Annotated in this window: 19 protein-coding genes and 1 pseudogene; 8 read left to right on the forward strand and 12 right to left on the reverse strand. The window is 62.7% G+C overall.

The features are described from left to right. From C483_RS20025 to C483_RS12875, 3 genes and pseudogenes are all read right to left on the reverse strand, one after another. Positions 1-170: pseudogene (locus C483_RS20025) on the reverse strand (anthranilate phosphoribosyltransferase); the annotation flags it as partial. 114 nt (positions 171-284) lie between these two features. Continuing rightward, positions 285-956 (reverse strand): bactofilin family protein, encoded by a 672-nt coding sequence (locus tag C483_RS12870; protein WP_049912688.1) that lies wholly within the window; start codon positions 954-956, stop codon positions 285-287. A gap of 57 nt (positions 957-1,013) precedes the next feature. Next, positions 1,014-2,054 (reverse strand): phosphatase PAP2 family protein, encoded by a 1,041-nt coding sequence (locus C483_RS12875; protein ID WP_006653793.1) that lies wholly within the window; start codon positions 2,052-2,054, stop codon positions 1,014-1,016. Positions 2,055-2,185: 131 nt separating this feature from the next. Between C483_RS12875 and ahbB the strand changes: the two genes are divergently transcribed. After that, positions 2,186-3,235, forward strand: coding sequence for a siroheme decarboxylase subunit beta (gene ahbB / locus C483_RS12880; RefSeq protein WP_006653794.1), 1,050 nt, complete (start codon positions 2,186-2,188; stop codon positions 3,233-3,235). Between the two features lie 57 nt (positions 3,236-3,292). Here ahbB and C483_RS12885 read toward each other — a convergent pair whose 3' ends face one another. From C483_RS12885 to C483_RS12900, 4 genes are all read right to left on the reverse strand, one after another. Continuing rightward, on the reverse strand, positions 3,293-3,586 hold the full coding sequence (locus C483_RS12885) for a hypothetical protein (protein ID WP_006653795.1): 294 nt from the start codon (positions 3,584-3,586) through the stop codon (positions 3,293-3,295). A 68-nt stretch (positions 3,587-3,654) separates the two neighbouring features. Continuing rightward, positions 3,655-6,741 carry an FAD-binding and (Fe-S)-binding domain-containing protein gene (locus C483_RS12890; protein ID WP_006653796.1) on the reverse strand — a complete coding sequence of 1,029 codons (3,087 nt, stop codon included), beginning with the start codon at positions 6,739-6,741 and terminating at the stop codon, positions 3,655-3,657. A gap of 394 nt (positions 6,742-7,135) precedes the next feature. Beyond that, positions 7,136-7,963 (reverse strand): enoyl-CoA hydratase/isomerase family protein, encoded by an 828-nt coding sequence (locus C483_RS12895; RefSeq protein ID WP_006653797.1) that lies wholly within the window; start codon positions 7,961-7,963, stop codon positions 7,136-7,138. Continuing rightward, positions 7,960-8,847, reverse strand: a complete 888-nt coding sequence (locus C483_RS12900; RefSeq protein ID WP_006653798.1) for a 3-hydroxyacyl-CoA dehydrogenase family protein — start codon at positions 8,845-8,847, stop codon at positions 7,960-7,962. The genes C483_RS12895 and C483_RS12900 overlap by 4 nt, the downstream gene beginning before the upstream one ends. Positions 8,848-9,028: 181 nt before the next feature. Between C483_RS12900 and C483_RS12905 the strand changes: the two genes are divergently transcribed. Next, complete coding sequence (locus C483_RS12905) at positions 9,029-10,174, forward strand: thiolase family protein (protein ID WP_006653799.1); 1,146 nt, start codon at positions 9,029-9,031, stop codon at positions 10,172-10,174. 15 nt (positions 10,175-10,189) lie between these two features. Here C483_RS12905 and C483_RS12910 read toward each other — a convergent pair whose 3' ends face one another. From C483_RS12910 to C483_RS12925, 4 genes are all read right to left on the reverse strand, one after another. After that, positions 10,190-11,329: an acyl-CoA dehydrogenase family protein gene (locus C483_RS12910; RefSeq protein ID WP_006653800.1), complete on the reverse strand. Its 1,140-nt coding sequence runs from the start codon at positions 11,327-11,329 to the stop codon at positions 10,190-10,192. Positions 11,330-11,622: 293 nt separating this feature from the next. Continuing rightward, positions 11,623-13,194 carry a class I adenylate-forming enzyme family protein gene (locus C483_RS12915; protein WP_006653801.1) on the reverse strand — a complete coding sequence of 524 codons (1,572 nt, stop codon included), beginning with the start codon at positions 13,192-13,194 and terminating at the stop codon, positions 11,623-11,625. A gap of 270 nt (positions 13,195-13,464) precedes the next feature. Beyond that, the gene (locus C483_RS12920; protein WP_006653802.1) at positions 13,465-15,819 is read right to left on the reverse strand and encodes a TRAP transporter permease; all 2,355 of its coding nucleotides are present in this window, start codon (positions 15,817-15,819) and stop codon (positions 13,465-13,467) included. Positions 15,820-15,831: 12 nt separating this feature from the next. Next, entirely contained in the window at positions 15,832-16,875 is a 1,044-nt protein-coding gene (locus C483_RS12925; protein WP_006653803.1) for a TAXI family TRAP transporter solute-binding subunit, read from the reverse strand. A gap of 161 nt (positions 16,876-17,036) precedes the next feature. Between C483_RS12925 and C483_RS12930 the strand changes: the two genes are divergently transcribed. From C483_RS12930 to rdfA, 3 genes are all read left to right on the forward strand, one after another. Next, positions 17,037-18,200 carry an acyl-CoA dehydrogenase family protein gene (locus C483_RS12930; RefSeq protein ID WP_006653804.1) on the forward strand — a complete coding sequence of 388 codons (1,164 nt, stop codon included), beginning with the start codon at positions 17,037-17,039 and terminating at the stop codon, positions 18,198-18,200. Positions 18,201-18,568: 368 nt separating this feature from the next. Further along, positions 18,569-19,333, forward strand: coding sequence for an IclR family transcriptional regulator (locus tag C483_RS12935; protein WP_006653805.1), 765 nt, complete (start codon positions 18,569-18,571; stop codon positions 19,331-19,333). Between the two features lie 458 nt (positions 19,334-19,791). Beyond that, a complete protein-coding gene (gene rdfA, locus C483_RS12940) occupies positions 19,792-20,415 on the forward strand; it encodes a rod-determining factor RdfA (protein WP_006653806.1) in 624 nt (207 codons plus the stop codon). Positions 20,416-20,569: 154 nt separating this feature from the next. On the opposite strand, the gene C483_RS12945 is transcribed toward rdfA, so the two are convergent. Beyond that, the gene (locus tag C483_RS12945) at positions 20,570-22,558 is read right to left on the reverse strand and encodes an archaea-specific SMC-related protein (protein ID WP_006653807.1); all 1,989 of its coding nucleotides are present in this window, start codon (positions 22,556-22,558) and stop codon (positions 20,570-20,572) included. 431 nt (positions 22,559-22,989) lie between these two features. Here C483_RS12945 and C483_RS12950 point away from each other — a divergent pair, with 431 nt between their 5' ends. The 3 genes from C483_RS12950 to C483_RS12960 all read left to right on the forward strand — a co-directional run bounded on the left by C483_RS12950 (position 22,990) and on the right by C483_RS12960 (position 25,037). Next, a complete protein-coding gene (locus C483_RS12950; RefSeq protein WP_083860433.1) occupies positions 22,990-23,430 on the forward strand; it encodes a hypothetical protein in 441 nt (146 codons plus the stop codon). A gap of 107 nt (positions 23,431-23,537) precedes the next feature. After that, entirely contained in the window at positions 23,538-24,293 is a 756-nt protein-coding gene (locus C483_RS12955) for an SDR family NAD(P)-dependent oxidoreductase (protein WP_006653809.1), read from the forward strand. Between the two features lie 153 nt (positions 24,294-24,446). Then, positions 24,447-25,037 carry a small multi-drug export protein gene (locus C483_RS12960; RefSeq protein ID WP_006653810.1) on the forward strand — a complete coding sequence of 197 codons (591 nt, stop codon included), beginning with the start codon at positions 24,447-24,449 and terminating at the stop codon, positions 25,035-25,037. The last annotated feature ends 15 nt before the right edge of the window (positions 25,038-25,052 follow it).

Raw genomic sequence — 25,052 nt, forward strand, 5'->3', positions numbered from 1 at the left:
GATGTGTATAAGAGACAGGTCTCGTCGGGTTCGGCCGCGAGAATGCGCTGGAACGCCTCTCGTGCCTGCTCGCGGGTCATGTCGTCGGCGGACTTGTGTCCCGAGCCGACGACCTCCGTCATCAGCCGTTTGAGCGGCCACTCACCGAACTCCTGGGATGCCTGAGCCATGCGAACGACTTGGGACGGACGGCGCAAAAGCCTCCCGTTTCCGGCGGCGGACTCCTGCCGAACACCATCGGTAGGTTGGAGTCAGCGCCGTTCTCGTCGGTTCGTTGGACCGCGTCAGCCCGTCTCCTCAGTATCGCCGTCGACCTCTGCTGTGTCCGCGAGATCGACCAGCTGGCCGGTGACATCTCCGTCAACTTCAGCGTCCTCTTCGAGTACCACGTCGCCATCGGCGTCGATGCTGCCATCCACTTCCGCGTCCTCCTGCAATAGCACGTCGCCGCCAGCTTCGACGTCACCGTCGACGCTCGCGTCGTGTTCGAGCGCGACGTGCTCGCCAGCCTCGATACCATCGTCGACCTCGGCGTCCTCCTCGAGAAGAACGTGTTCGCCCGCATCGACGTGGCCGTCGACTTCGGCGTCTCGCTCGAGGACGACCGAGCCCTCAGTGGAGAGGTCGCCGTCGAGTTCGACGTCTTCGGCGATGACGACGTCGTTGTCGGTGTCGACCTCGCCCTCGTCTTCGTCGACGACCATCGCGTCGTCTCGGTCCTCGATCGGCCACGAGTCGTCGATTTCGTCGTCGTCCAGCGGGCTGTAGTCGTCGTCGACGCCGTCGGTGCCGTTGCCGTTGGTTTCGTCGGTCTCGTCGGTCTCGTCGGTCTCGTCAGTCTCGTCAGTCTCGTTGTTCTCGTCTGACTGCGCGCTCGCCCCGCTCGCGACGAACCCAGCCGTAACCGCCGTTCCAGTGAGCTGTAACACGTGCCGCCGTGTCGATTCTCGTCCCATCACGAGTGGCTGGCCACGATAAGGAGCATAAAGGATTCATCAGGATTGCTGACCTGATCACTCGTTTCGAACGCGGTTGCGAACGCGTTCGGCGCACTCGCTGAGCGCCGAGAGGGCACGTCGCCAGGTGCGCGGCGAAAGGAGATATCTGAGGCCGGCTAGCGCCGCCCGGAGCCAGAACGCAAGCGACACGCCAGCCCGGCGCGCGTGCGGAGAGTGACGGAGTACGGGGATGGTGACGACGAGTGCGGTGGCAAGTCCGGCGAGCCCACCTGCAACGTACACCGAAAGCACCGGGAACAGTTCGAACGTCCCAACGAGCGGCGCGAGTGTGAGTGCTGCCAGTCCCCCGTGGAGCGCGACCGGACGGGCTGCCTGCGAGGGCAAATCGACGGCGACGAGGCGGCGGCCGAGCACGATCAACTGCCAGCCGGCGAACGCGCCAAGCGAGGCCGCGAGGATGAAGACCGATTCCATCGCCACGTCGCTCGTCACGACGAAGAACCCGCCGAAGACGATCGCGGCAGCAAACGCGACCGTTGTTCGATCGGTGAGGCGGTTCGAAAGCGCCTGGACGGAGAGGAGCAAGAGTGCACCGACGGCGAACCCGACGACGACATCGACGAGATAGTGCACGCCGAGTGCGACGCGAGAGAAGGCGACGGTCGCGACCAGGCCGGCTGCAACGGCAAATCGACGGCGGCGCGTACTCACGGTGAGCACGTGCGCCAGGCCGAAGAAGACGATCGTCGTGTTGACAGCGTGACCGCTTGGAAAACCGTAGCCGGATGCGAACGCCGTCGCTTCGTAGAGTTGCTGGACGCCGACCGGAAGCAACTCCGGATCGAGTAGTGGCTCGTCCGGCCGCGGGAAGCCAAAGATTTCCTTCAGGCCCTTGTAGAGCCCCATTCCGGCCAGCCAGACGCCCGCAACGGCACCGATATCGTCGCGGTTCGGAACACCAATCCAGTACGCGACGGTGAGCACGAGCGCCAGAAACCAGATGTCACCGAGCTGGGTGAGCAAGGCGATGATGACGGCAGCCCACTCGGGAATCTGTTCCTGAATCTGGTTGAACTCGCCGATTCCACGCGACATTATTCGAAGTCAATCGCCCAACAGGTAAAACACCACCTATAGTATGCGCCGAACGTGGCCATGGAACAAGCCGTTGTGCGAGCCGCCACGGACCCGAAAGCGATACAGTACCCGTTTCCCTAGATTCGCCAATGACCACATCGGCGGGGACCTGGCGCGACGCCATCGACGACGTCGACGCAGCGCTGATCGACGGCTACCAGAGCGGTTTCCCGATCGAGGAACGGCCGTTCCAACGAGTCGCAGGTAATCTCGGAATCGAGGCGGACGACGCCGTCGACCGCGTTCGGGCCCTCATGGACGCCGGCATCGTCCGCCGGTTCGGTGCCGTGCTCAACCCGCCAGTGATCGGCTCCTCGACGCTCGCAGCAGTCAAAGCCCCCGAGGACCGGTTCGACGAGGTTGCGGCGACGATCAACGACTACCGGCAGGTCAACCACAACTACGCCCGCGATCACGAGTGGAACATGTGGTTCGTCGTCACCGCCGGCTCGCAGGCCACACGCGACGCAATCCTCACCGAAATCGAGGAGAAAACTGGGTGTACAGTGCTCACCCTCCCGATGCTCACCGACTACTACATCGACCTCGAGTTCCCCGTCGTCAACACCGACCGCTTCGCCCGCGAGTCACTCACCGCACAGACCGACGCGTCGGCGACCCGGATCAGCGAATCCGCAACCAGTTCACTGTCGGTACTCGAGTCCGACCTCCTGCTCGAAATTCAGGACGGGTTCCCGCTGTCGGCGACGCCGTACCGAGACGTGGCCGACGAACTCGATGCAGATGTCGAGGCTGTCCTGGATGCAATCGACCGGCTGTACGGAAACGGTTGCATCAAGCGAATCGGCTGCATCATCAACCACGTCGTGACCGGCTTTGATGCGAACTGTATGGTCGTCTGGGACGTGCCGGACGAGAAACTCGACGAGTGGGGTGAGCGCGCAGGCGGGCTGCCGTACGTGACGCTGTGTTACCACCGCCCGCGCCGACCCGAACAGGACTGGTCGTACAACCTGTTCACGATGATCCACGGCAGAGATTCCGACGCCGTCGACGAGAAGATCGACGAACTGGCGACAGACTACCTACCAGTCGACCACGATCGACTGTATTCGACGGAGACGCTGAAGCAGACGGGTGCACGGTACGACGAAATCGTCAGTTCGGCCGATGACTAAGCAGCCACTGTCACAGCGTTGGACAGCCACCGTCTAATCGCAACGTCGAACTACGCCTCAGCCAAATTTCTCGTTCTCCGGATGCGTGGCGCTTCGTGCCTCCCGATGTTCCTGTTCTTGGCGTGCCTGTTGTGCCTGTGCGGCCTGTTCTGCGTTGAATTGACCGCTCTCACGGCCGAGCGTTCGTGCAAGCCAGACGGCACTGTAACTCACCGCGACGAACCAGATGACGGCGATGAGCACCAGCGACCAGCCGCCGAGAGCTATGATGCTGGCGGCACTGACGGCACCGAGAGTACCGCCAGTAGCGGAGACTGCCTGTCTCGCTCTCGGCGAGAGCGTGGAGCGCATACGTCTCCGTTCAGTCTGATCAGCGATAATTATTGGGGAAAAACACGTTCTCAGGTGACGCGATCTGATCAGTTCTCGATTGTCGTCGCAACCAGTTCGATCGGCGTCGGCGGCTTTTCGTCTGTACTCGAGCGCCCCTCGAGTTGGCTGCGACAGGAGGCACCGGGGGCGACGACGCGCTCGCCGTCGCTGTCGTCGACCTGGTCGAACAGGATACCCGCGATAGCGTCGCTCATCGAGGCGTGTTCGGCCTCGTAGCCGAAACTGCCGGCCATCCCACAGCAGCCGGAGTCGAGCGGGTCGACGGTGTACCCGGCGCGCCGAAGGACGCCGACGGCGTGGTGGTCCTTCTTGGTCGCCTTCTGGTGACAGTGGCCGTGGTAGGTGAGTGACTGGGCGGCCTCGCTCTCGTCGAAATCGATTGCATCGTCCAGCCGGAACACGTCGAGATACTCACAGACACCGTAGGTCGCCCCGGCGAGTCGCTTCGCGGACTCACTCGAGAGCAAGTCGAGATAGTCCGACTGGAACATGACCGCGTCGGAGGGCTCGATGACGACGACGTCCCAGCCGTCCGCGACGAGCGGCGAGAGAGTCGCGACGTTTTCGCGGGCTGTCTTTCGGGCCTTCTCGAGGAAGCCCTTCGAGAACGCCGGCCGGCCCGTGTCGTCGAGTTCGTCGGGAACGGTCACGTGGACACCCGCAGCTTCGAGGACGCGGACGGCGGCCTTCCCGGCCGCGGGATTGCTGTAGTTAGTGTACGTGTCGGGGTAGACGACCGCCTTGTGTTCGGCCTCGGCTTCGGGGACGTGCGCGCCGCCGCGTTCCTGGAACCAGGTGCGGAACGTGACCGGTTCGAACGTCGGAATCGGGCGCTTCGAATCGATGCCGACGGTCGCCTCGAGGAGCGTGCGTGCGCCGGGAATCGACGCCATGGCGTTCGAGAGCGGCGCGAGCCGCGACCCCCATCGTGAGAGCGTCGCGACGTTCGCGAAGAGTCGATCCCGAAGACTTGCCCCGTTCCGCTGGTGGTACTCGTGGGTCACCTCGGCTTTGAGCTTCGCCATATCGACCTCGCTCGGACAGTCGATCGCACAGCCCTTGCAGCCGATACAGAGGTCCATCACCTCCTCGACGAACTCGTCCGACGTCGCCTCGTCGGCATCCATCCCGCCGCTCATCGCCTGCCGCAGCGCGTTCGCCCGGCCGCGCGTGGCCGTGATCTCCTCCTGGCTCGCCCGATAGGTCGGACACATCACGCCGCCGGTCGTCTCCTGCTCGCCGCGACAGCCGCCACAGCCGTGACAGAGCTCGACCATGCCCTGCATGCCATTGTCATTTTGCCACTCGAGTGCGGGCTCGAAGTCGGCCTCGAAGTCGTAGTCGGGATCGAACCGGAGATTCTCGCGCAGGTCGGTCGGGTTCTCCTCGCGGAAGACGACCTGCCCAGGGTTGAGGATCCAGTCGGGGTCGAACGCCGTCTTCAGGTCCTGGAAGGTTTCCCAGAGCTCCTCGCCGTAGAGCTTGCGGTTCCACTGGGTGCGCGCGCGGCCGTCGCCGTGCTCGCCCGACACGGACCCGCCCAGTTCGACGACGAGGTCCGTCACGTCGTCCGCGATGCCGTGGAGTTGGTCGAGACCGAACTCGGTCTTCGTGTTGAGCAGCGGCCGGACGTGGAGCACGCCGGGGCCGGCGTGGGCGTAGAAGCTGGCGTAGGTGTCGTGATCCTCGAGGATGGCCTCGAAGCGTTCGACGAATTCGGGGAGCTTCGCGGGCGGGATGGCGGTATCCTCGATGAACGAGATGTGCTTTTCGTCGGTCGTCCGCGAGAGCAAAATTGGGAGTCCGGACTTGCGGAGCTTCCAAAGCTTCGCACGCTCTGCCTTCTCGTAGGCCTCGAACGCGTCGATCGCGTGTCGGTTGGCGTCCGTCGTGGGGGCGTCTGCGGCCGGCTCACCCTCGGCGGTTGCGTCGGGACAGCGGTCGGCGAACAGGCCGGCGACCTGCTCGCGCCCGTGGTCCGTATCCTCGGCGTAGAACTCGACGAGGAGCACGGCGTTCGTGCCCTCGGGAAGCATCTCGGCGACGGGGCCGAACTCGGCCGTATCGCGCGCGAGATCGAGCAGCACGTCGTCCAACACCTCGACGGCGGCCGGGCTGTGTTCGAGGATCGGCGCGACGTCCTCCATCGCCTGGTGGAGGTCGGGATAGCAGAGCAGCGAGACCGCCTTCGTTTCCGGTACTGGCTCGAGCGAGACCGTCGCCTCGGTGACGACCGCGAGCGTGCCCTCGCTGCCCGCGAGCAGCCGCGCGAGATTGACGGAGCCGGGCTCGCCGGTGTCGCCTGCGGTCTCGCCGCCAGGGAGATCCGCCCCGCGGTCCTCCGCGACGAGACGGTCCAGGTTGTAGCCCGAGACGTTGCGCTTGAGTTCCGGGTAGGCGTCCTCGACGAGGTCCGCCTTCTCGTCCAGAATGTGCGCCACCTCGGCGTAGAGTCGCGCCTCGAGGTCTCCCTCGGGATCCGCCCGCTCGTCGAGTTCCTCGCGAGTGACCTCACCGAACTCGGTGACGGTCCCGTCCGCGAGGACGACCTCGCAGGCCTCGATGTAGGCGTCCGTCTTTCCGTACTTGAGCGAGTGCGAGCCAGTCGAGTTGTTCCCGATCGCGCCGCCGATGGCGCTCTTGTCGCCCCAGGCCGGGTCCGGCGCGAACTTGAGATCGTGTTCGGCGAGCGTCTCGTTCAGCGTCCCGAGCACCGTCCCGGGCTGGACGGTCGCCGTCTCCCCGTCGAGGTCGATCTCCCGAATCGCGTTCATGTGGCGGGTGAAATCGAGGACAACGGCCCGGTTGACCGTCTGGCCCGCGAGACTCGTTCCGCCCCCGCGCGGCAAGACCGGAATCTCGCGTTCGGCGCAGTACTCGAGTATCCCCGAAACGTCGGCAGTCGATTCGGGGAAGGCGACGGCGATGGGTGTCACCTCGTAGGCGCTCGCGTCGGTCGCGTAGAGCTGGCGAGAGTAAGAATCGGCACGGACGTCGCAGTCGACGAGCCGCGTGAGGTCGTCGACCAGTGCAGGCCGATCGACGTCCGAACTCTGATAGTCGTAGGTCGCACGTCGGTCGGCGGCCGGGTCGACACTCGGCTCCAGAGACATACCTGACCCTTGCCCGGCGGCGGCATAAATGATCGTCCTTTGCGGAAAGATACCGTACCAGGAGTGACTGCTTTCCCATCATGATAATGAGTCGACTTATCAGAATCTACTCATGCCTTCTCTCTTAACAAATCATACAGGGAATACTTGGCGAGTGATCCCCGGGAACGCAGGATATGGTGTTCAAAAAGGAAAGATAGAATGCTTTCGAATCACATCTCTGTTCGATCATCTGGAGATGCCAATGGCCAACAGAACGGGACTTTGGTCGCTCTTAGACACGTTTCACTGTGGTATGTATCTGTAGCCACTTCTTGTCCCAGACTGTATGGATACCTAGCTATTGGTAGAAATGTCAGGAAGAGGACGGTACGGCAAAACGACGGCGCGTTGCTTACTCGCCGGTGAACTCCGGCTCGCGCTTCTCGAGGAACGCCTCGATTCCCTCGTCCTTGTCTTTCGTCGCGAACAGCTGGACGAACAGTTCGGACTCGTAGTCGAGCCCCTCTTCAAGTCCCATGCGGGAGCCAGCCTTCACCGCGTCCTTGGCGAACTCGAGTGCGATCGGACTCTTGGCTGCCATCGATTCGGCGAGGTCGTAGACGCCCTCGTCCAGGTCGTCCGCGTCGTAGACCTCGTCGACGAGGCCGATCTCGTGGGCTTCTTGGGCGTCGATCAGTTCGCCCGAGAGGATCAGCCGCATCGCCTGGCCCTCGCCGACGAGGCGGGCGAGGCGCTGGGTGCCGCCGCCGCCCGGAATGAGGCCGAGGTTGATCTCGGGCTGGCCGAGTTTCGAGCCCTCGGAAGCGATGCGGACGTCACAGGCCTGTGCGAGTTCACAACCACCGCCGAGCGCGTGGCCGTTGATCCGTGCGATGACGGGAATCGACGCATCGTCGACGGTCTCGTAGACCCGCGGGCGCTCGCTGGCCTCGCGCTGCTCGACGAGGCTGCGGTCTTTGAACTCCGTCACGTCCGCGCCGGCGACGAACGCGCCAGAGCCCTCACCGCCGGTGAGCACGAGCACGCGCACGGCATCGTCGTCCTCGGCGGCCGCGACGGCCTCCTTCAGCTCCGTGCGAACCTGGCCGTTGAGCGCGTTCCGCGCGTCGGGACGCTCGATTGCGATCGTCGCGACCTTCTCGGCGTGCTCGCCGACTGAGACGGAGACCAACTCGAGTTCCTTGCCGACTGCAGCCAGTCCGCTTGCATCCTCGCTCATTCGTCTGCACCCCACTCACCGCTCATGCCGACGCGCTCGCCGTCCTCCCAGACGTAGAAGCCCTCGCCGGACTTCTTGCCGAGGTTGCCCGCGCGAACCTTCCGACGCAGCGCCTGCGGTGGCTTGAACCGTTCGCCGAGTTCCTCGCGGAGGTGTTCGGCGATGTGCAGGCGCACGTCGAGGCCGACGTGGTCGCCGAGTTCGATCGGCCCCATCGGGTAGCCGTAGCCGAGTTTCATCGCCTCGTCGATGTCCGCCGGGCTGGCGACGCCTTCCTCGACCATCCGGATCGCCTCGAGTCCCGTCACGAGGCCGAGTCGCGAGGTCGCGAAGCCAGCGCTGTCGCGGACCACGACGTCCTCCTTCTCGATCTCGCGAACGTACTCGACCGCGAGCTCCTCGGTCCGGTCGTCGGTCTGCTCCGCGATCACGATCTCGACCAGGTCCATCAGGTGCGGCGGGTTGAAGAAGTGCAGCCCGACGACGCGCTCGGGGGACTCGAGTGCGCTCGCCATCTCGGTCACAGAGAGCGAGGAGGTGTTCGACGCAATCACCGTCTCCTCGCCGGTTTCGGCCTCCACGTCGGAGAGGACGTCCTTCTTCAGGTCCATGTCCTCGGGGACGGCCTCGATGACGAGGTCGGCGTCGACGACGGCGTCGGCGAGGTCGGTCATGCCCTCGATGCGCTCGAGTGTGGCGTCCATCTCGTCTGCGGTGAGTTTGTCCCGGTCGACGCCACCCTGGAGGTTCTTGCGAATGCCCTCGAGTCCCTTCTCGACGAGGTCGTCCTCGATGTCTCGCAGGACGACATCGTAGCCCGCCATCGCGGACACCTGTGCGATTCCGTGGCCCATACTACCGGCTCCGAGTACCGTGACTTGCATGGTCGAAACCCACACGGGAGTCGATCAAAAGCGTTCCTGTTCGCACACTCTGAGTGGCCCGACCGTGTTCGGTGAGTAATAGGACGTAACGCAGTGAGTCGGAGATGAGACGCAGTAACGTCGTCACGCCTGCGGAGAACGGAGCGATTTTACCCCTCCCCCTGAAACACCGTGACAACCGATGAGCGATACCCAGCCAGTAGTCGTGCAAGCAGTCAGGACTCCACAGGGAAAACACGGCGGCGTCTTCGCCGAAACCGGTAGCGAGGAGCTCTCCGTCCCGCTGGTCGATACGATGCTCGAGCGCACCGGGCTCACGGGCACAGACGTCGACGACATTCGATGGGGCTGTGCGAAGCAGGTCGACGAGCAGAGCAACAACATCGCCCGCGTGATCGCGCTCTGCTCCGAACTCGGTGAGGACGTGCCGGGGACCACTATCGACCGGCTCTGTGCCTCCTCCGCGGAGGCGATCATGAGCGCGAGCGACGCCATCCGTGCGGGCCAGCGTGAGGTCATCATCGCCGGCGGCGTCGAGAACATGAGCCGCACCGAGCGCCGGAAGGGAATCGGCTCCTACGACGGCATCGCCGAGCAGTACGACGCGGCGGACCTCCAGATGGGCCAGACCGCCGAAACCGTCGCCGATCGATACGACATCAGCCGCGAGGAGCAGGACGCCTACGGTGCGCGCAGCCAGCAGCGCGCCTGCGAGGCAACCGACGAGGGCCGCTTCGACGACGAAATCGTCCCGATCGACACCGGCGAACAGGTCGTCGAAGAAGACGAGGGCCTCCGGCCTGGTACGTCCCAGGAGAAGATTTCGGGGCTCCCGCCCGCCTTCGAGGAGGACGGTACCGTCACTGCGGCCAACGCCTCCCAGATCTCCGACGGCGCGGCGGCCGTCATGCTCACGAGTCGGGGCTTCGCCGAGGAGCACGGACTCGAGATCATGGCCGAAGTCGGCGACCACGAAGTCGCCGGCGTCAATCCCGAAGTGATGGGGATCGGGCCTGTCCCAGCCGTTCGGGGCATCTGGGAGCGAAACGGCCGCTCGGCCGACGACTACGACCTCGTCGAACTCAACGAGGCCTTCGCGAGCCAGACGCTGTACTGCCAGAACGAACTCGGCTTCGACGACGACGTGTTCAACGTCAACGGCGGCGCAATCGCGCTCGGTCACCCGCTCGGCGCGTCGGGTGCTCGCCTTCCCGTCACCTTAATCCACGAACTTCGGAAACAGGGCGGTGGCCTCGGTCTGTCGACGATGTGCGTCGGCTACGGACAGGGGGCTGCGGTCGAGTTCCGCGTGCCCGGCGAAAAATAACGTCTCGAACGGCGCTTACAGCAACTGATCCGCGATGATGTTCTTCTGAATCTCCGAGGTTCCCTCGTAGATCTTCGTAATACGGGCGTCACGGTAGTACCGCTCTGCTGGGTAGTCCGTGACGTAACCCGAGCCACCGTGGACCTGGATGCCCTCGTCGGCGACCTCGACCGCGATCTCGCTGGCAAACAGCTTCGCCATACTCGAGAACTGCGCGGCGACGTCCTGGTTGTTCTGCTCGACCTCGGTTGCGGCGCGGTAGGTCAGCGAGCGGGCGGCCTCGACACGAGTCGCCATCTCGGCGAGCTTGTGCTCGATGGCCTGGAACTCCTTGATCTTCTGGCCGAACTGTTCGCGCTCGCCAGCGTAATCGATCGCGGCGTCGAGTGCACCCTGTGCGGCACCGACCGCCTGGGAGGCGACGCTCGTACGGCCGGCGGCGAAGAACTCCATCAGCTGGTAAAAGCCTTTGTCGACCTCGCCAATGACGTTCTCTTCGGGGACGCGCACGTCGTCGATGACGACCTCTGCGAGGTCCGAAGCGCGGATGCCGAGCTTGTTGTCGATCTTCTCGGTCGAGACGCCGTCGGTGTCCATCTCGACGAGGAAGGCGGTGATCCCGCGGTGGCCCTCGTCCGGGCTGGTCTTGGCCATCAGGACGCCAACGTCGGCGACGGTGCCGTTCGTGATCCACATCTTGTTCCCGTTCAGGACGTAGCCGTCGCCGTCCTCCTCAGCAATAGTCTCAATGCCGGCGACGTTCGAGCCGTGTGCGGGCTCGGAGATCATCGAACAGGAGGCCGTCTCGCCGTTTGCGACCTTCGGCAGCCACTCCTCTTTCATCCACTCGTCACCGAACTCGACGATCATGTTCGTCCCGAAGCCGGCGGAGCCGACGGCCGAGCCGATACCGGGGTCCGCTCGCCAGAGCTCTTCGGTGACGATCGTACTCGAGATCTTGTCCATGCCGGCACCGCCGTACTCGATCGGGATGCCCGGGGCGACGAAGTCGTACTCTGCGGCCTTCTTGCGCAGTTCGATTGGGTACTTCCCCTCGCGGTCGTACTCCTCTGCGACCGGCTTGATTTCGTTCTCACCGAACTCACGAACGGCGTCGCGAATCGCCTCGTGTTCGTCGGATAGACTGAAAGCCATATGGGATGCTCGTGGGCAAGTTACAAAATAGCTTCGATGATTCCAAACGCTGCAAAAGATTCTGCCGAAGTTGTTACCACTGTAAAGTTATTCGGATGTCAGATACGGACAGCTATCGGTGCCGGCACTCGACCAGGAGGTGGCACCACTGGTGGACTGCGTCAGTTGCGATCGTGTCGTGAGTTGTGTTCTGTCCGAGCGTGTCTGTGTTGTGATCGGGCTGCACTCGAGTAGCGTCGAACTGCGGTGCCCGCCGGCAGCTCGTACTCGAGTCGTTTTGCCTGCGGGTTCGCTTACTCCTCGTCGCGGATCTTGAACTTCTGGACCTTGCCGGTCGTCGTTCGTGGCAGTTCCTCGACGAACTCGACCTCACGGGGGTGTTTGTACTCCGCGAGGCTCTCGAGGCAGTACTGTTTGATGTCCTCCGGCGTGGCGTCGGCGTCGGGCGTCGGCACCACCAGTGCCTTGACCGTCTCGCCGCGGCGTTCGTCCGGGACGCCGACGACGGCGGCGTCGGCGACGGCCTCGTGCTCGAAGAGCAACTCTTCGACCTCGCGCGGGTAGACGTTGTAGCCGCCCGTCACGATCATGTGCTTCTCGCGGTCGACGACGAAGAAGAAGTCGTCCTCGTCCCAGTAGCAGATGTCGCCGGTGTGGAACCAGGTCGTCCCGTCTTCCTCGGTGAAGGCGTCCTCGTTCGCCTCGGGCAGTTCGTAGTAGCCCTGCATCACGTTCGGCCCGGAGATGACGAGTTCGCCCGTGATCTCGTGGAGGTCCGCCTCCTCTTCGTCGATTGGTCCCTCCTCGACGCGCGGAACCGTCTCGAAGTCGTCATCGACGACCTTCGCCTCGACGCTCGTCTCGCCGGGGCCGTCGAGCGGCGTCCCGATACTGCCCTTCCGGCGCACACCCTTGCGGTTTGCGTGCGTGACCGGACTCGTCTCCGTCAGGCCGTACCCCTCGTAGAGTTCGACGCCGTACAGTTCCTCGAAGCGCTCGAGGACCTCGTGTGGGAGACTGGCACCGCCGGAGTTGACGAACCGGAGTGCCTCGAGTTCGTACTCTGCGGCGTCGGGCTGGTTGATCATGTCGTTGAACATCGCCGGGACGCCGAACATGATGGAGAGGTCCTCCTCCTCGATCAGGTCCATCACAGTCGGTGCGTCCCACTCAGGGATCGGGTAGTAGGCACCGCCGCTGTACATCGCGCCGTTCATCACGACGGACATACCGTAGATGTGAAAGAGCGGCAGGGTGCCGACGAGGCGGTCCGAGGACTGGAAGCCACCGTGAGGCACGTCGGCGTTGGCTTCGGTCGTCCAGCGGATGTTGTTGTGGGTGAGGAGAACGCCCTTCGGCGTGCCGGTGGTGCCCGACGTGTAGGGCTGGACCGCGACGTCGTCGTCCGCACGGTCGACAACGTCCGTGGTGTCGTCCGCGAGGAAGTCGTCGAAGGCTGTCGCACCCTCGGTCTCAGCGCCAACGCTGATGACCTGCTCGACATCCGTGTCATCGAGCACGTCGACGACGTTTGGAACGTTGTCCGCGAGGGAGACGACCGCCTTCGCCCCGCTGTCGCCCAGCAGGTGGCCGATCTCGCGGGCCTTGTACTGCGGGTTCATCGGGACGACGATGGCCCCGGCACGCAGCGTGCCGTAAAACGCCGTCACGAACTGCGGCAGGTTCGGGAGGTAGATGCCGACGCGGTCGTCCTCGCCGATGCCGTTGTTCTCGAGTGCCTGTGCGAACTGGCCGGCGCGCGTCCAGAACTGTTCGTAGGTGAGTTCGGTGCCCTCGTAGACGATTGCGGGGGACTCAGAATACGATTCGACAGTCTCGGCGACAGTCGTGACGAGATTTGTCATTCGCTTGTTCGTGAGTTGCGTGAGAACTACTAAAGGATTGCTGTCCGGTAGCGGTGACGGTGCGAGCGGCGGTGTGACGTCGGCGTTGCCAGTTGCCGTTGTCTGACTCTCACCGCGAGAGCAGTGGCGAGAGAGACCGATGAGAGAGACAAACCGACAGGCAGTGAGCAATAGTGCCAAGAATCGGAACGAACGGAGAGTGGAGATGGAGGTGCGGTAATGGGAGATGGGAGAGTCGAACGAATCAGTGCGATGCTGCCGGCAGGAGTCTTAGTCCGAGGTCGTCTCGGTTTCGGCCTCGGTTTGCGGTCCTGCGTCTGCGCCGGCGTCGGCGTCGATGTCGTAGCCGAGAACGACCTTCGCGTACAGCAGTGCGCCGACGATGGCCGCTGCGGCGACGACCTGAATTGCGACGCTTACGACCGAGCCGAACATCGCACCGAACGCGGCGATAGCGTACAGCCCACGAGCAGGATAGGAGAGGTCGCGTGCGCCGTCGAAGCCGATCGTGGCCACGATGAGCGCGACCGTTCCGGCGAGGACGACGGGGAACGCGAGCAGCGTCTCCTGGGTCCAGGTGATGAGGCTGTTGTTCGTCACGAACGCGAACGGGATGATGAATCCGGGTGCACCGATCCGAAGCGCCTGGATACACGACCGGACGAAGTCCGTGCCGGCGATGCGCGAGCCGATCGCGACCGAAATTGCGACCGGCGGCGTGATCGCAGAGAGCATCGCGAAGTAGAAGACGAACATGTGTGCCGTGATGTCCGGGACGCCCATCTCGGTGACGCCGGGAACGACGAGCACGACGACCAGCACGTACGCGGCTGGCGTCGGCATCCCGAGCCCGAACAGGATACTCGCGATCATCGCGAGTACGAGCACGACGACCAGCAGTCCGCCGCCGAGGCTCAGAATACCGGTGCTCACACGCGGTGCGAGCCCGGTGAACGTGAGCATCTCGATGATGATACCCATCGCGGCGAGGACGCCGACGAGTGGGGCCATCTCGAGTCCACCCCGGCGGAGGCCGAGGGCGATTTGTTCGATCACGCGATAGCACTCGCGGAAAACCCAGTAGACGCGGTAACCGATCGACGAGTACTCGGCGTCCGTCTTGCGAGCCTCCAGGATGTCGACCGCGACGAGCTTCAGGCTGCCGACGAGGAAGATCGTCACGATACTGTAGAGACCCGCATAGAGCGGCGTGTACCGCAGGACGACGAGCGTGACGATCAACACACCGAGCGGGACCGCGAAGTGGATGCCCTGAAGCAGCAGCCGCCAGTCGAACGACCCCCTGTTCGGCGTCGTCCAGCCGAATTTGAGGATCGCGAAGTGGATCCCGATACCGACGCTGAGGTAGAATAGCGCGGCCGGAATCACGCCGGCCTGCACGATGGTGAGGTAGCTCTCGCCGAGCAGGTCGGCCATGAGGAACGCGGCGACACCCATCACTGGTGGAAGCATCTGCCCGCCAGCGGACGCGACGGACTCGATCGCGGCGGAGAAGTCGTCGCGGACGCCCTGATCCTGCATCATCGGAATCGTGAAACTCCCGGTGGTCGCGGTGTTCGCTGCGGCACTGCCCGTGATCGACCCCATCACCATGCTGGCGATGACGGCGATCTGGACGACACCGGTGCGGAGTGTCTTACCGAGTTCCCGTCCCACGTCGAGGACGAAGTCCATCAGGCCGTAGGCTTTCGCGATCCCGGCGAACATGATGAAGATCGCGACCCAGGTCGAACCGATCCCCATCAGGGTATCGTGGTAGACACCGGTAAGATCGATCGCTCCCTGTCGCGCGATGCGCTCCCAGCCGTAGCCGGTGTGGCGGAGTACGCCCGGTAGAATCGTCGCGAACAGGACGTGTGCGTAGGCGATCGAAACGACCGTAACGCCCGCAATGATGTTTCCGAACGCCCGTCGGGTCGCGTCGATAACGAGACCGATCAACAGCGCACCGACGATGAGGTCGGCCTGGGTGTGTCCCATCAGGTGGACGTCCTCGTGAAGTCGATCGAAGTTGAGTTCGACGTAGGCCGTGGCCAGCAGCGCGAGCGCGGCGAGCGAGAGCGCAACGTAGGGGTCGATGCGGTCATAGGCCGCTCGGAGACGGGCAATCCGCTCGCTCCAGTGTGGACCGAGACGTGAACCGATGCCCGTTGAGCCAATACTTGAACTCGAAGCCGAAGTCGAACCCGAACTCGAACTCGAACTCGAGTTCGATTGTGCGTCCGACTCCGCCGCAGCGGACGACGGGGATTCGGACTCGGCTGCCGGTGCGCTATCAGCCTGCGTGGCAGCGGTCGTGTCACTGTCAGCGTCGGTTTCAGCGTCGGCTTTAGCCTCCGCTTCAGCTTTGTACCGCCGTCTCACCACATCGAGATAGTACAGCGCCAGTCCCAGACCGAGGAACACGTTCGAGTACCGCAACCGCATCCACATCAGCGAGTACGCGTAGTAGACCGTCCACACCGTGAACGTGATCGCAAACAGCGTCACCAACACGTTGAGCACGAGCAACCGGGTCACCGTCACTCGCCGCGGGATATCCGTCGCTACGAACGGCGGCACCTGGTCGTTGATCCGAGCTGCAAGTGGAATCGGGAGTTCCATCGTGACTCAGTCTCAGGGTTCGTCGGCGCGTTCAAACTCGTCCTGCCAGATACCCAGTTCCTCGTAGAAGTCAGCCGCGGCCGCGTGGAACGGAATATCGTCGTAGGCGTTCTCCAGCCAGAACTCCTCGTCCTCGAGTGGCGCGAGCACAGCGCTGTACTCCTCGAGTTCCGCGCGGTGCTCGTGCATGAGCTCTAAGAAGTTGTAGACGAGGTTGTAGTCGAGATCAGCCCGCGACATGAAGTTGTACGCGAACGTCGGGCAGTGGACCTCGTCGGGGACCGACGCCGGCGTGGACTCACCCTCCTCGAGTTCCGCGCCGTCGAAGGACTCGATGAGCAGGCGGTCGTCGTCCTCCCACTCGGTGAGGACGTCGTCGTCGACGCCGAGAATCGAGAGATCGACCGTGCTCATCATCTCCTGGAGCCAGCCGGGCTCGATGTCGAAGTTCATGTAGGTGCCGACGCCGACGTCGAGGCGGCCTTCCTGCATCGCACTGCTCTGCTCGCCGTAGGTGAGACTCTCTCGATCGTAGTCGTCGACTGCCGCATCGAGGGCGTGCTCGAGTGCAGGTGCGGTACCAGACCCTTCTGGCGTTGGGGAAACGCCGTGGTCTTCGGTGATGTCCGTAAGGGTCTCGAGGTCCTCGTTTGCGGTGCAAAAGAACCACGGGAGGTCGTAGTAGTGGAAGACCTGCGAGATCTGGAAGTCGAGATCGCCGAGCTGGCCGATGCCTTCGGAGATCTCGTGCGCCGACCAGTTCTGGAGGTAGACCATCTCGGCTTCCTCGTTCGCGAGTGCGCCGATGTTGGCCTCGGTTCCGGGGCTGGTCTGTGCTTCGGCGAAGAGGTCATCGGTGTACTCGTTGATGACTGCCGTAATTCCCTGGTTGGCGGCGTAGGCCGTCGTCCCTTCTGTGGCGGTTCGCATTCGAACGGGGTCCCCATCCTGACTGTCAGAACACCCTGCGAGTGCTGCCGTGACGCCGGCACCAGCGGCGCTCAACACTGCGCGTCGACTCGTCAGTTTGGACTGACCACTAGATTGGTGTGCCATGCCATGCACGTCTGTAAGCCATTATTATATATGTACCGAAACAACTCTAAACACAGGAAATCCGTTCACAGTTCTTGTAAAATTGAGCGTGAACCAGACGCACGCATGTGTGTGATAGGCAAACCACAATACCTATGCTTCCGTTGGCTGATGTTCAATCTATGCTGGATTTCGTTCAGCTCGAAGCGGATTTAGACCAGGAAGAACGGTTGATCCGGGACACTGCCCGGGAGTTCGTCGAGGAGCACGTCAAGCCCGATATTGGCGAGCACTTCGAGGAGGGGACGTTCCCAACCGAACTGATTCCCGAGATGGGCGAGCTCGGCTTCTACGCACCCAACCTCGAGGGATACGGTTCGCCGAACGTCTCCGAGACGGCCTACGGCCTGCTGATGCAGGAACTCGAGGCCGGCGACTCGGGGCTGCGTTCGATGGCCTCCGTACAGGGTGCACTCGTCATGTACCCCATCCACGCTTACGGCAGCGAGGAGCAGAAAGAGGAGTGGCTCCCGAAGCTCGGCCAGGGTGAAGCCGTCGGCTGTTTCGGCCTCACTGAGCCCGAACACGGCTCGAACCCGTCGGGAATGGAAACCCACGCCGAAGCCGACGGTGACGGCTACGTCCTGAACGGCTCGAAGACGTGGATCACGAACTCGCCGATTTCGGACGTCGCCATCGTCTGGGCGCGCGACCGCTCGGCTGAAGACAATCCCGTTCGCGGGTTCCTCGTCGAGACCGACCGCGACGGCGTCTCGACCAACAAGATCACTGAGAAGCTCTCGCTTCGTGCGTCGATCACTGGTGAGATCGGATTGAACAATGTTCACGTGCCGGAAGCGAACGTCCTGCCGGGCGTCTCCGGTATGAAGGGGCCACTCTCCTGTCTCACCCAGGCCCGCTACGGTATCGCCTGGGGTGCGATCGGTGCAGCGCGTGACGCCTTCGAAGAGGCACGGCAGTATGCCCAGGACCGCGAACAGTTCGGCGGCCCAATCGGTCGGTTCCAGCTCCAACAGCGCAAGCTCGCCGAGATGGCGACCCAGATCACGCTCGCCCAGCTGCTCGCCTACCGGCTGGCCGAACTCAAAGAGCGCGGTGACATGCAGCCCCACCACGTCTCGCTCTCGAAGCGCAACAACGTGCGCATGGCCCGCGACCAGACCCGCGTCGCCCGCGAGATGCTCGGCGGCAACGGCATCACCACGGACTACTCGCCGATGCGTCACATGGCGAACATGGAGACGGTCTACACCTACGAGGGTACCCACGACATCCACACGCTGGTGCTCGGCGAGGAGCTGACCGGTATCAAGGCGTACCAGTGAACGAACGCCACCGTCAACGTTGACGCCGACGCCGGCGTCACCGGCACAACTCCACTTCGCCTCTCAGATTGCCGCCACTTCCGTTCTTCTTGCTCTATCTTTGTCGCTCTCTTTTCCGACATCCACACTGGCCTCCATCACCAACTGGTCTCTGCACACTCGTTTTTCGATCCTGTTCCGGAGATTGAACGCATCTGGCTGAATGGTGAAACACCACAGCCGCTATGTGAAATGAGTGCAGTAGGGTAGCAACCAACACAGATCGCAAAGGGGCGGGGCTGTTCCGTTTGACACCGTCTGTTTCACGTTGAGGTGGCATCGTTTTACTCTCCGGAACATTCATTGGCGCGCCGCCGGAACGCGCTGCTATGTGCACCGATCGAACCGACCGGGACAACGCGGGGGTGTCGACGACTCGCAAGACCTTCGAAATCCTCGAAACGCTCGCAGACGAGGACGGCGTGACGATCACAGAACTCACGCGAGAGACGTCGTTCACCAAAAGCACCGTCTACCGCCACCTCTCGACGCTCGTCGACCTCGGCTACGTCGTCGAGCGCGACGGCGCGTACTTCGTCGGCTTTCGGTTCCTCGAGATCAGCGAACAGGCCCGGGGCCGTAAGAAGGGCTACACCGCGGCGAAACGGAAGGTGTTCGAACTCGGCAAGGAGACCGACGAACGCGCCGTCTTCATCGTCGAGGAGGACTACGAGGGCGTCTACATCCACCGGTATGGAAGCCTCTCCGATACGATGATTGGCAAGCGACGTCCGTTACACTCACTCGCCGCCGGAAAGACGATTCTCTCGGAGTGGGACGACGACGCCGTCGCCGAGTTCATCGACACTGTCGGATTGGAGTCGAGCACGGACAACACCATCACTACCCCCGACGATCTGTACGCCGAACTCGAGACGATTCGTGAGCGCGGCTACGCCGTGAACAACGAGGAGTATATGGCCGGCCTCCGTGGCGTTGCCGTCCCGGTCTATACGCCGGACGAGACGCTGCTCGGCGCACTGAGCGTGTTCGGGCCGACGAGCCGATTCAAGGACGAGTACGTCCACGAGGAACTGCCAAACCGCCTCTGGGATAAGGCGGGCGAAATCAAAGTGACGCTGGCGTACGGCTGATCGGGAGGCGGTGGTTGCAGTATCCGGTTTCTGTCCGCGTTCCACTTCTGTCGAAGGACCACGCACTCAGACTGTTTTCGTTTCTGCGGAACAGACACGTCGGCCGGATCCAAACCGGACCGAACACGTCACGCACTGACCGAACGGAACGCATCCTGTGCTGCCCACCTTCGACATACGAAACGGATTCCTCCAGTGTCGGACTGTGAGCTATCGACTCCCTGTGAGCGTCTATTACCGTCAGTCGTCCTGCAAGCCTGTTCCAGCTATTGGATGAACGCATCCGACATACGGAACGGCAGGATCGCTCGCTGATGGTCCGGGCTGGACGTGCCACCACCGAAACGACTTTCGGCAACTGACCGAAAGTCGTCGCAAACGATGGACCACAAGACGACGCGACGAGGATGGAGCCGGCGCATGCGCCAGTCACCAGCGCTGGGGGCTCTTACTCCGCTATGACCGACGAATCGTCGACGCCAGGACCGAAGCCGAAAGTCGTTCGCCTCATCGACACGTACGAGCACGAACTCGCTGGAATCGGCGCGGAACTCGAGAGCCGCTGGACGGATCCCGACACCGACGACAGCTTGCGGACGCTCGCAGACTGGTTCAACGAGCAACTGTTGCGGGCGGCACTCGCCGACGCCGACGTCGAAACGGTGACCGACGACGTCTCACAGCTCTACTCGCTGCTCGCTGGCGATACCGGGAGCCGCGGCGAACGAACACAGGTCGAACGCCGACTCGAGCGCCAGGGCGTCGACGTGTCGTCGCTTACCGACGAGTTCGTCTCCTACGGTGCGATTCGGTCGTATCTGACCGGCTATCGAAACGCCTCACCACCGCCAACCGAAGAGCAAACGAGTGCAGCGACGACGGCCCGCACGATCGATGGGCTGCGCCAGCGGACGGTCGCCGTCACGGAGAGCAAACTTGATCGACTGCAGGATACCAACCAGCTCCGAGTAGGTCCCCATCGAGTTTTTGCAGACGTGCAGGTTCTCTGTGAACGCTGTGGAAAACAGTACGACGTAGCGGACTTGCTGGCTGCAGGTTCGTGTGACTGTTATGAGTCCTGATGACTGGCATACGGTCCGTCATGCCCCCTGCTCCGTTGCTCAACGAAAATAACGCCATCCGTAACGAGGAACCACAACCAGCAACCGAACTGTTTCGCATGGCGAACACATAACACCAGTACCAGTGTTATGGAATGTGGCCAACGAGTGGTGATTAAATCTCGGTCACGCGGTCGTACTCGTCGTCAATCGCCGCTGCGTCCTCGGGCAGCAAGGCGACGACGAGGAAGTCGGTGTGTGATTCGAAGTACTCCACGAGCGACGCGATTCGGTTCGAGTCAAGCGCCTCGAGCGAGTCGAGCAGCATGAACGGCACTTCCTCGTAAACCTCGTGGACGAGATAGCCCGCGAGCCCGAAGATCAGGCCCGTCACCTCCCGCTCGCTCTCGCTCAGGTGATCGATCGTGTCCTCGTAGGTCCGCCCATCCGCCGTACTCCGGACGATGTGTAGATCGAACGCCGTCTGCTCGACCTTCCGTCGCCCCTCGCGAACCGTCTTCCCGACCCGCTCGATCCAGATCCGGTCGATGTTGTCGTACTCGAGTACCTCGAGCACGGCGTCCATGTGTTCGTTGAACGATTCGACGGCCTCGCGCTCGATCCGGTCGATTCGCGTCCGAAGTTCCTCGAGTTCCTCACGAATTTCCTCACGGCGCTGTTCGAGGCGGTCTCGTTCGTCGAGGTCGGATTCGATCTCCTCGATGCGTTCGGTCGTCGTCTCGAGGTCGCGCTCGAGCCGTCCGAGGGAGAACTCGAGTTCGTTCGCACGGCGGTTGAGGTCGAGGAGGCTCTCCTCGTCCTCGCTCTCGTCGTCTCCCGTGTCAGCTTCGGCCTCGAGTTCGGCGGCTTCGGTTTCGAGGGCGTCGATTTCGGTTTCCAGTTCTTCGCGGCGGTCGGTGAGCTCGTCGAGACGGGCCTCACGCTGGTCGATCTCGTCGCTGACGGACTCGAGTCGGCGGTCGACGCGCTCGTGCCGTTGGCGCGTCTGGTTGATCTCGCGGCGCTCAGTACGAAGCGATTCGATCCGGTCTTCGAGGTCGTCACGCTCTGCCAGTTTCGTCTCCTGGTGGTCGCGCAGGCGTTCGATCGTGCGCTCGATTTCGTCGCGCTCGACCTGCGATCCACAGGTCCAACAGCGGACGGTTTCCTGGTCCTCGATGAGCTGGTCGGTGAGGGATTCGGCGTCCGACTCGTGTTCGACGCCGTCGGCCAGCAGCTGCCGAATTTCGGGGTGTGACCCCTCCAGCATCTCCTCGTTGAACTGGACGATGCTCTGGAGTTGGCTGATGACGCCGTCGATCGACTGCGATTGGCGCTGGAGACGGTCGATTTCGTCGTCGACCTCCTCGCGATCGAGCGAGTCGAGGTCAGGAAGCTCCGCGCGTTCGTCCTCGAGTTCCTCGTACTCCCCGCGCAGCGCGGAGAGACTCTCCCGTTCGGTTTCGAGATCGAAGCGGACGTCCTCGAGTGCGGAGCGGCGCTCACGGAGTTCGCTCAGTTTTTCCTCGAGTTCGTCTTGGCCTTCCTGCTGGGCGTCGGCGCTGGCTTCGGCCTCCTCGATGGCCTCCTTGACAGTCTCGAGTTCGTTGCGTTTGTCTTCGATTTTGTGCTGGAGGTCGGTGCGCTCCTGTTCCAGTGCGGGGAGGTCGTTCTTGAGCGACTCCAGGCGGTCGAGTTCGCTCGAGAGGTCGTTCTTTTCGTCGGTCAGGCGCGAAATCTCGCGTTCGATCTCGTCGGTGTCGACCGGCCGGAGGATGATCTCGCGCAGGTCGTCCTCCATCGTAACGGCGCGGCGAGCCGGGTTCGACTCGAGTAAGAACGCGTAGAGGTCGGCGAGTTTCGGCTCGTCGAGATACGGGTCGCCGTCGGTGACGACGGTGTTCCCAGAGCGGGTGAGCGTGCGGGTGTAGGTGTCGCCGTCGAGTTCGAGTTCGGCGTACCCCTCCTCGGCGTCGGCCTTGAGCGAGGCCGATTCGCCGCCGAGAGCGGCCATGAACGCCTGGAGAAGCGACGTTCGGTTCGTCGCGTTGCGCCCGGCGAGGACGGTTATGCCCGACTCGAGTTCGACTGTCGTCTCATCGATCCCACCGATGTTCTGCGCCCGTAATCGCGCCTCGTGGGCAATCGACTCCTGTGTAGCCATCATTCGAATAACTTCCTAGCCGAGTGATAAACCTTTGGAGGGGAACGATTGGCTTTGGTTGGGTACTCGAGTACCGAATCCACGACTGGCTGCGAGTGTACAAAACATATCATAAAAAATTTCTACTACGGCATTAATCATATAGCACTCAGAATTCGGGGTGGTCAGCGTAGTAAGCGGTGGGGATAGCAATACACCATGGGTGAGTCCTATCCATGACTACACCCTGCTGAGAAAAACTGATGAAGAGCTATCACTAAAGAAATAGTCAACGTCTATATCTGTAGCTAAAAACATCGAAAGAGATTACAATCGAATCTGGAGTACTAACTTCTAACCATCGCTTCAGTACCACTTGTGTCGGGTTGATCTATCATGGCTGGTAGTTTATATACGATGGGGGAACCACCGAATCTATAGCTTCACAACAGATGCCATCACGACGCGTGACACTCCGGACGTTGACTGCGCTCGCAACCGGCCTGACAGTTGGGAGCGGGAGTGTTGCTGGGGTTGTCGATGCACAAACTGATTCGGACACCGATGGGACCGCCGATACCGAACGATACGTCGCCGTCGTCGACCGAATCGTCGATGGCGAACACGTCGTCTTGCTACTCGAGGAGGATGGCCAACTCGTCGACCAGCTGGTCGTCTCCCGGTCGGAGTTCGACACCGTCTCAGAAACCGATATTCTGGCCGTCATCATCGCGGACGACGAACTCATCGACTATCGAATCCTCCCAGAACGACCCTGCGATATCGACGCTGTGGCCGTTGCTGTCGGCAGTCAGGCCGAAGTGAATGCTGATCGTGAGACACCGCCAGCGTCGTCACCGCAGACCCGAGGTGAACAACCCGACTGCCTGTAGACTGTTGCTACCATTGTTTTTTGAGGAAGGTTACTTTCCGAACAACGGCAATCATTGGTGGTCAGACAATGAACGAATTTATATATTGTCCGGATGATGGCGCACCCATGCGACTCGCTGACAAAACCGTGGTCATCACCGGTGCAGCGGCAGGGATCGGACAGGCAACCGCCGAGCGATGTGCCGAGGAGGGTGCACACGTCATCGTCACGGACATCAACGACGACGGAACGGCCATCGCCGACGCCATCGAGGAAGCAGGCGGCTCCGCTGCGTTCTACAAACTCGACGTGACCGACGCCGAGCAGTTCCACGACGTGATCGACGAGGTCGCCGCCGAGCACGGACTCGATGTCCTCGTCAACAACGCCGGCACCGGCCACCCCGGCGGCAGTCTGGAAACCATCGACGAATCTATTCGCGATTTCGTCGTCGACGTCAACATTAACGGCGTCTGGAACGGCTGTCACGCCGCGTTGCCACATCTGAAAGAACAGGGCCACGGCGCGATCGTCAACGTCGGTTCGCTGGCGAGTCTGCTCGGTTTGCCGAAACAGGCAGCGTACTCGCTGACAAAGGGTGCCGTCCTGAACATGACCCGCGCCGTCGCGGCCGAGGCTGGCCCCTACGGCGTCCGTGCGAACACAGTCTGTCCGGGCTTTACTGAAACACAACTGCTCGATCAGTATTTAGCAACGCAGGACGACCCCGAGGCAGCGCGCGAGCAGATGGCCGAGGAGTACCCGCTGAAACGCCTCGCCACCCCCGAGGAGATCGCCGACGCGATTCTCTTCCTCGCGAGCGACGAGGCGTCGTTCGTGACCGGCCACGGACTGGTCGTCGACGGCGGGTTCTCGGCGTAACGCTGTTGGATGGCCCGAGTGCAGTCACAGCCACGGTCATCACCGACGACGACGAGAACCAGTCGTATCACGTCGAGTCGAAAACCATTTGCTTTCTGCGATTCAAGTTCCCGAATAATACTCTCGCTTTCGGGGCTGTCACCGGTCGTGGACGTGGGGTCGACCGTCGACCTCAGCGCGGGTCTCGATGTCGGAACGACGCTCGAGGAGTCGACCGGCATCGTCCGCTACCTCCTCGTGTTCGTGTTCGCGATGGTGCCCGCAGTCGAGCCGTTCATCGTGATCCCCGTAGCGATCGGTCTCGGACTCGACCCACTTGCCACCGGTATCGCCGCCTTCGCCGGCAGCGTCACCGCCGTCTCTCTGATCGTCGTGTTCCAGCACCGACTCCGGCAGTGGTGGGCGCGTCGTCGTGCTCACGACGGTGACGGCACGGCGGGACTCGAGTACGAAGCTGAACGCGACGCCGCATCCAGTGTCGAATCAGGTGAACCTGAGCACAATCAGCACACGGAATCGACGGGCCGATACGGACGTGCACGGCGAATCTGGGACCGGTACGGACTCCCCGGACTCGCCGTTGCCGGTCCGATCCTGGCAGGGATTCACCTCACAGCCCTGCTTGCACTCGTCGTCGACGACCGGCCACGGGTTGTCGTCGCCTGGCTGACGGTCGGTCTTGGTGTGTGGACGGTCGGCCTCGTCGCCGCCTCGCTGCTCGGGTTCGCACTGCTTGGTCTGTAGGCGAGCGTGCGACTC

The sequence above is a fragment of the Natrialba hulunbeirensis JCM 10989 genome (assembly GCF_000337575.1).
GTDB lineage: Archaea > Halobacteriota > Halobacteria > Halobacteriales > Natrialbaceae > Natrialba > Natrialba hulunbeirensis.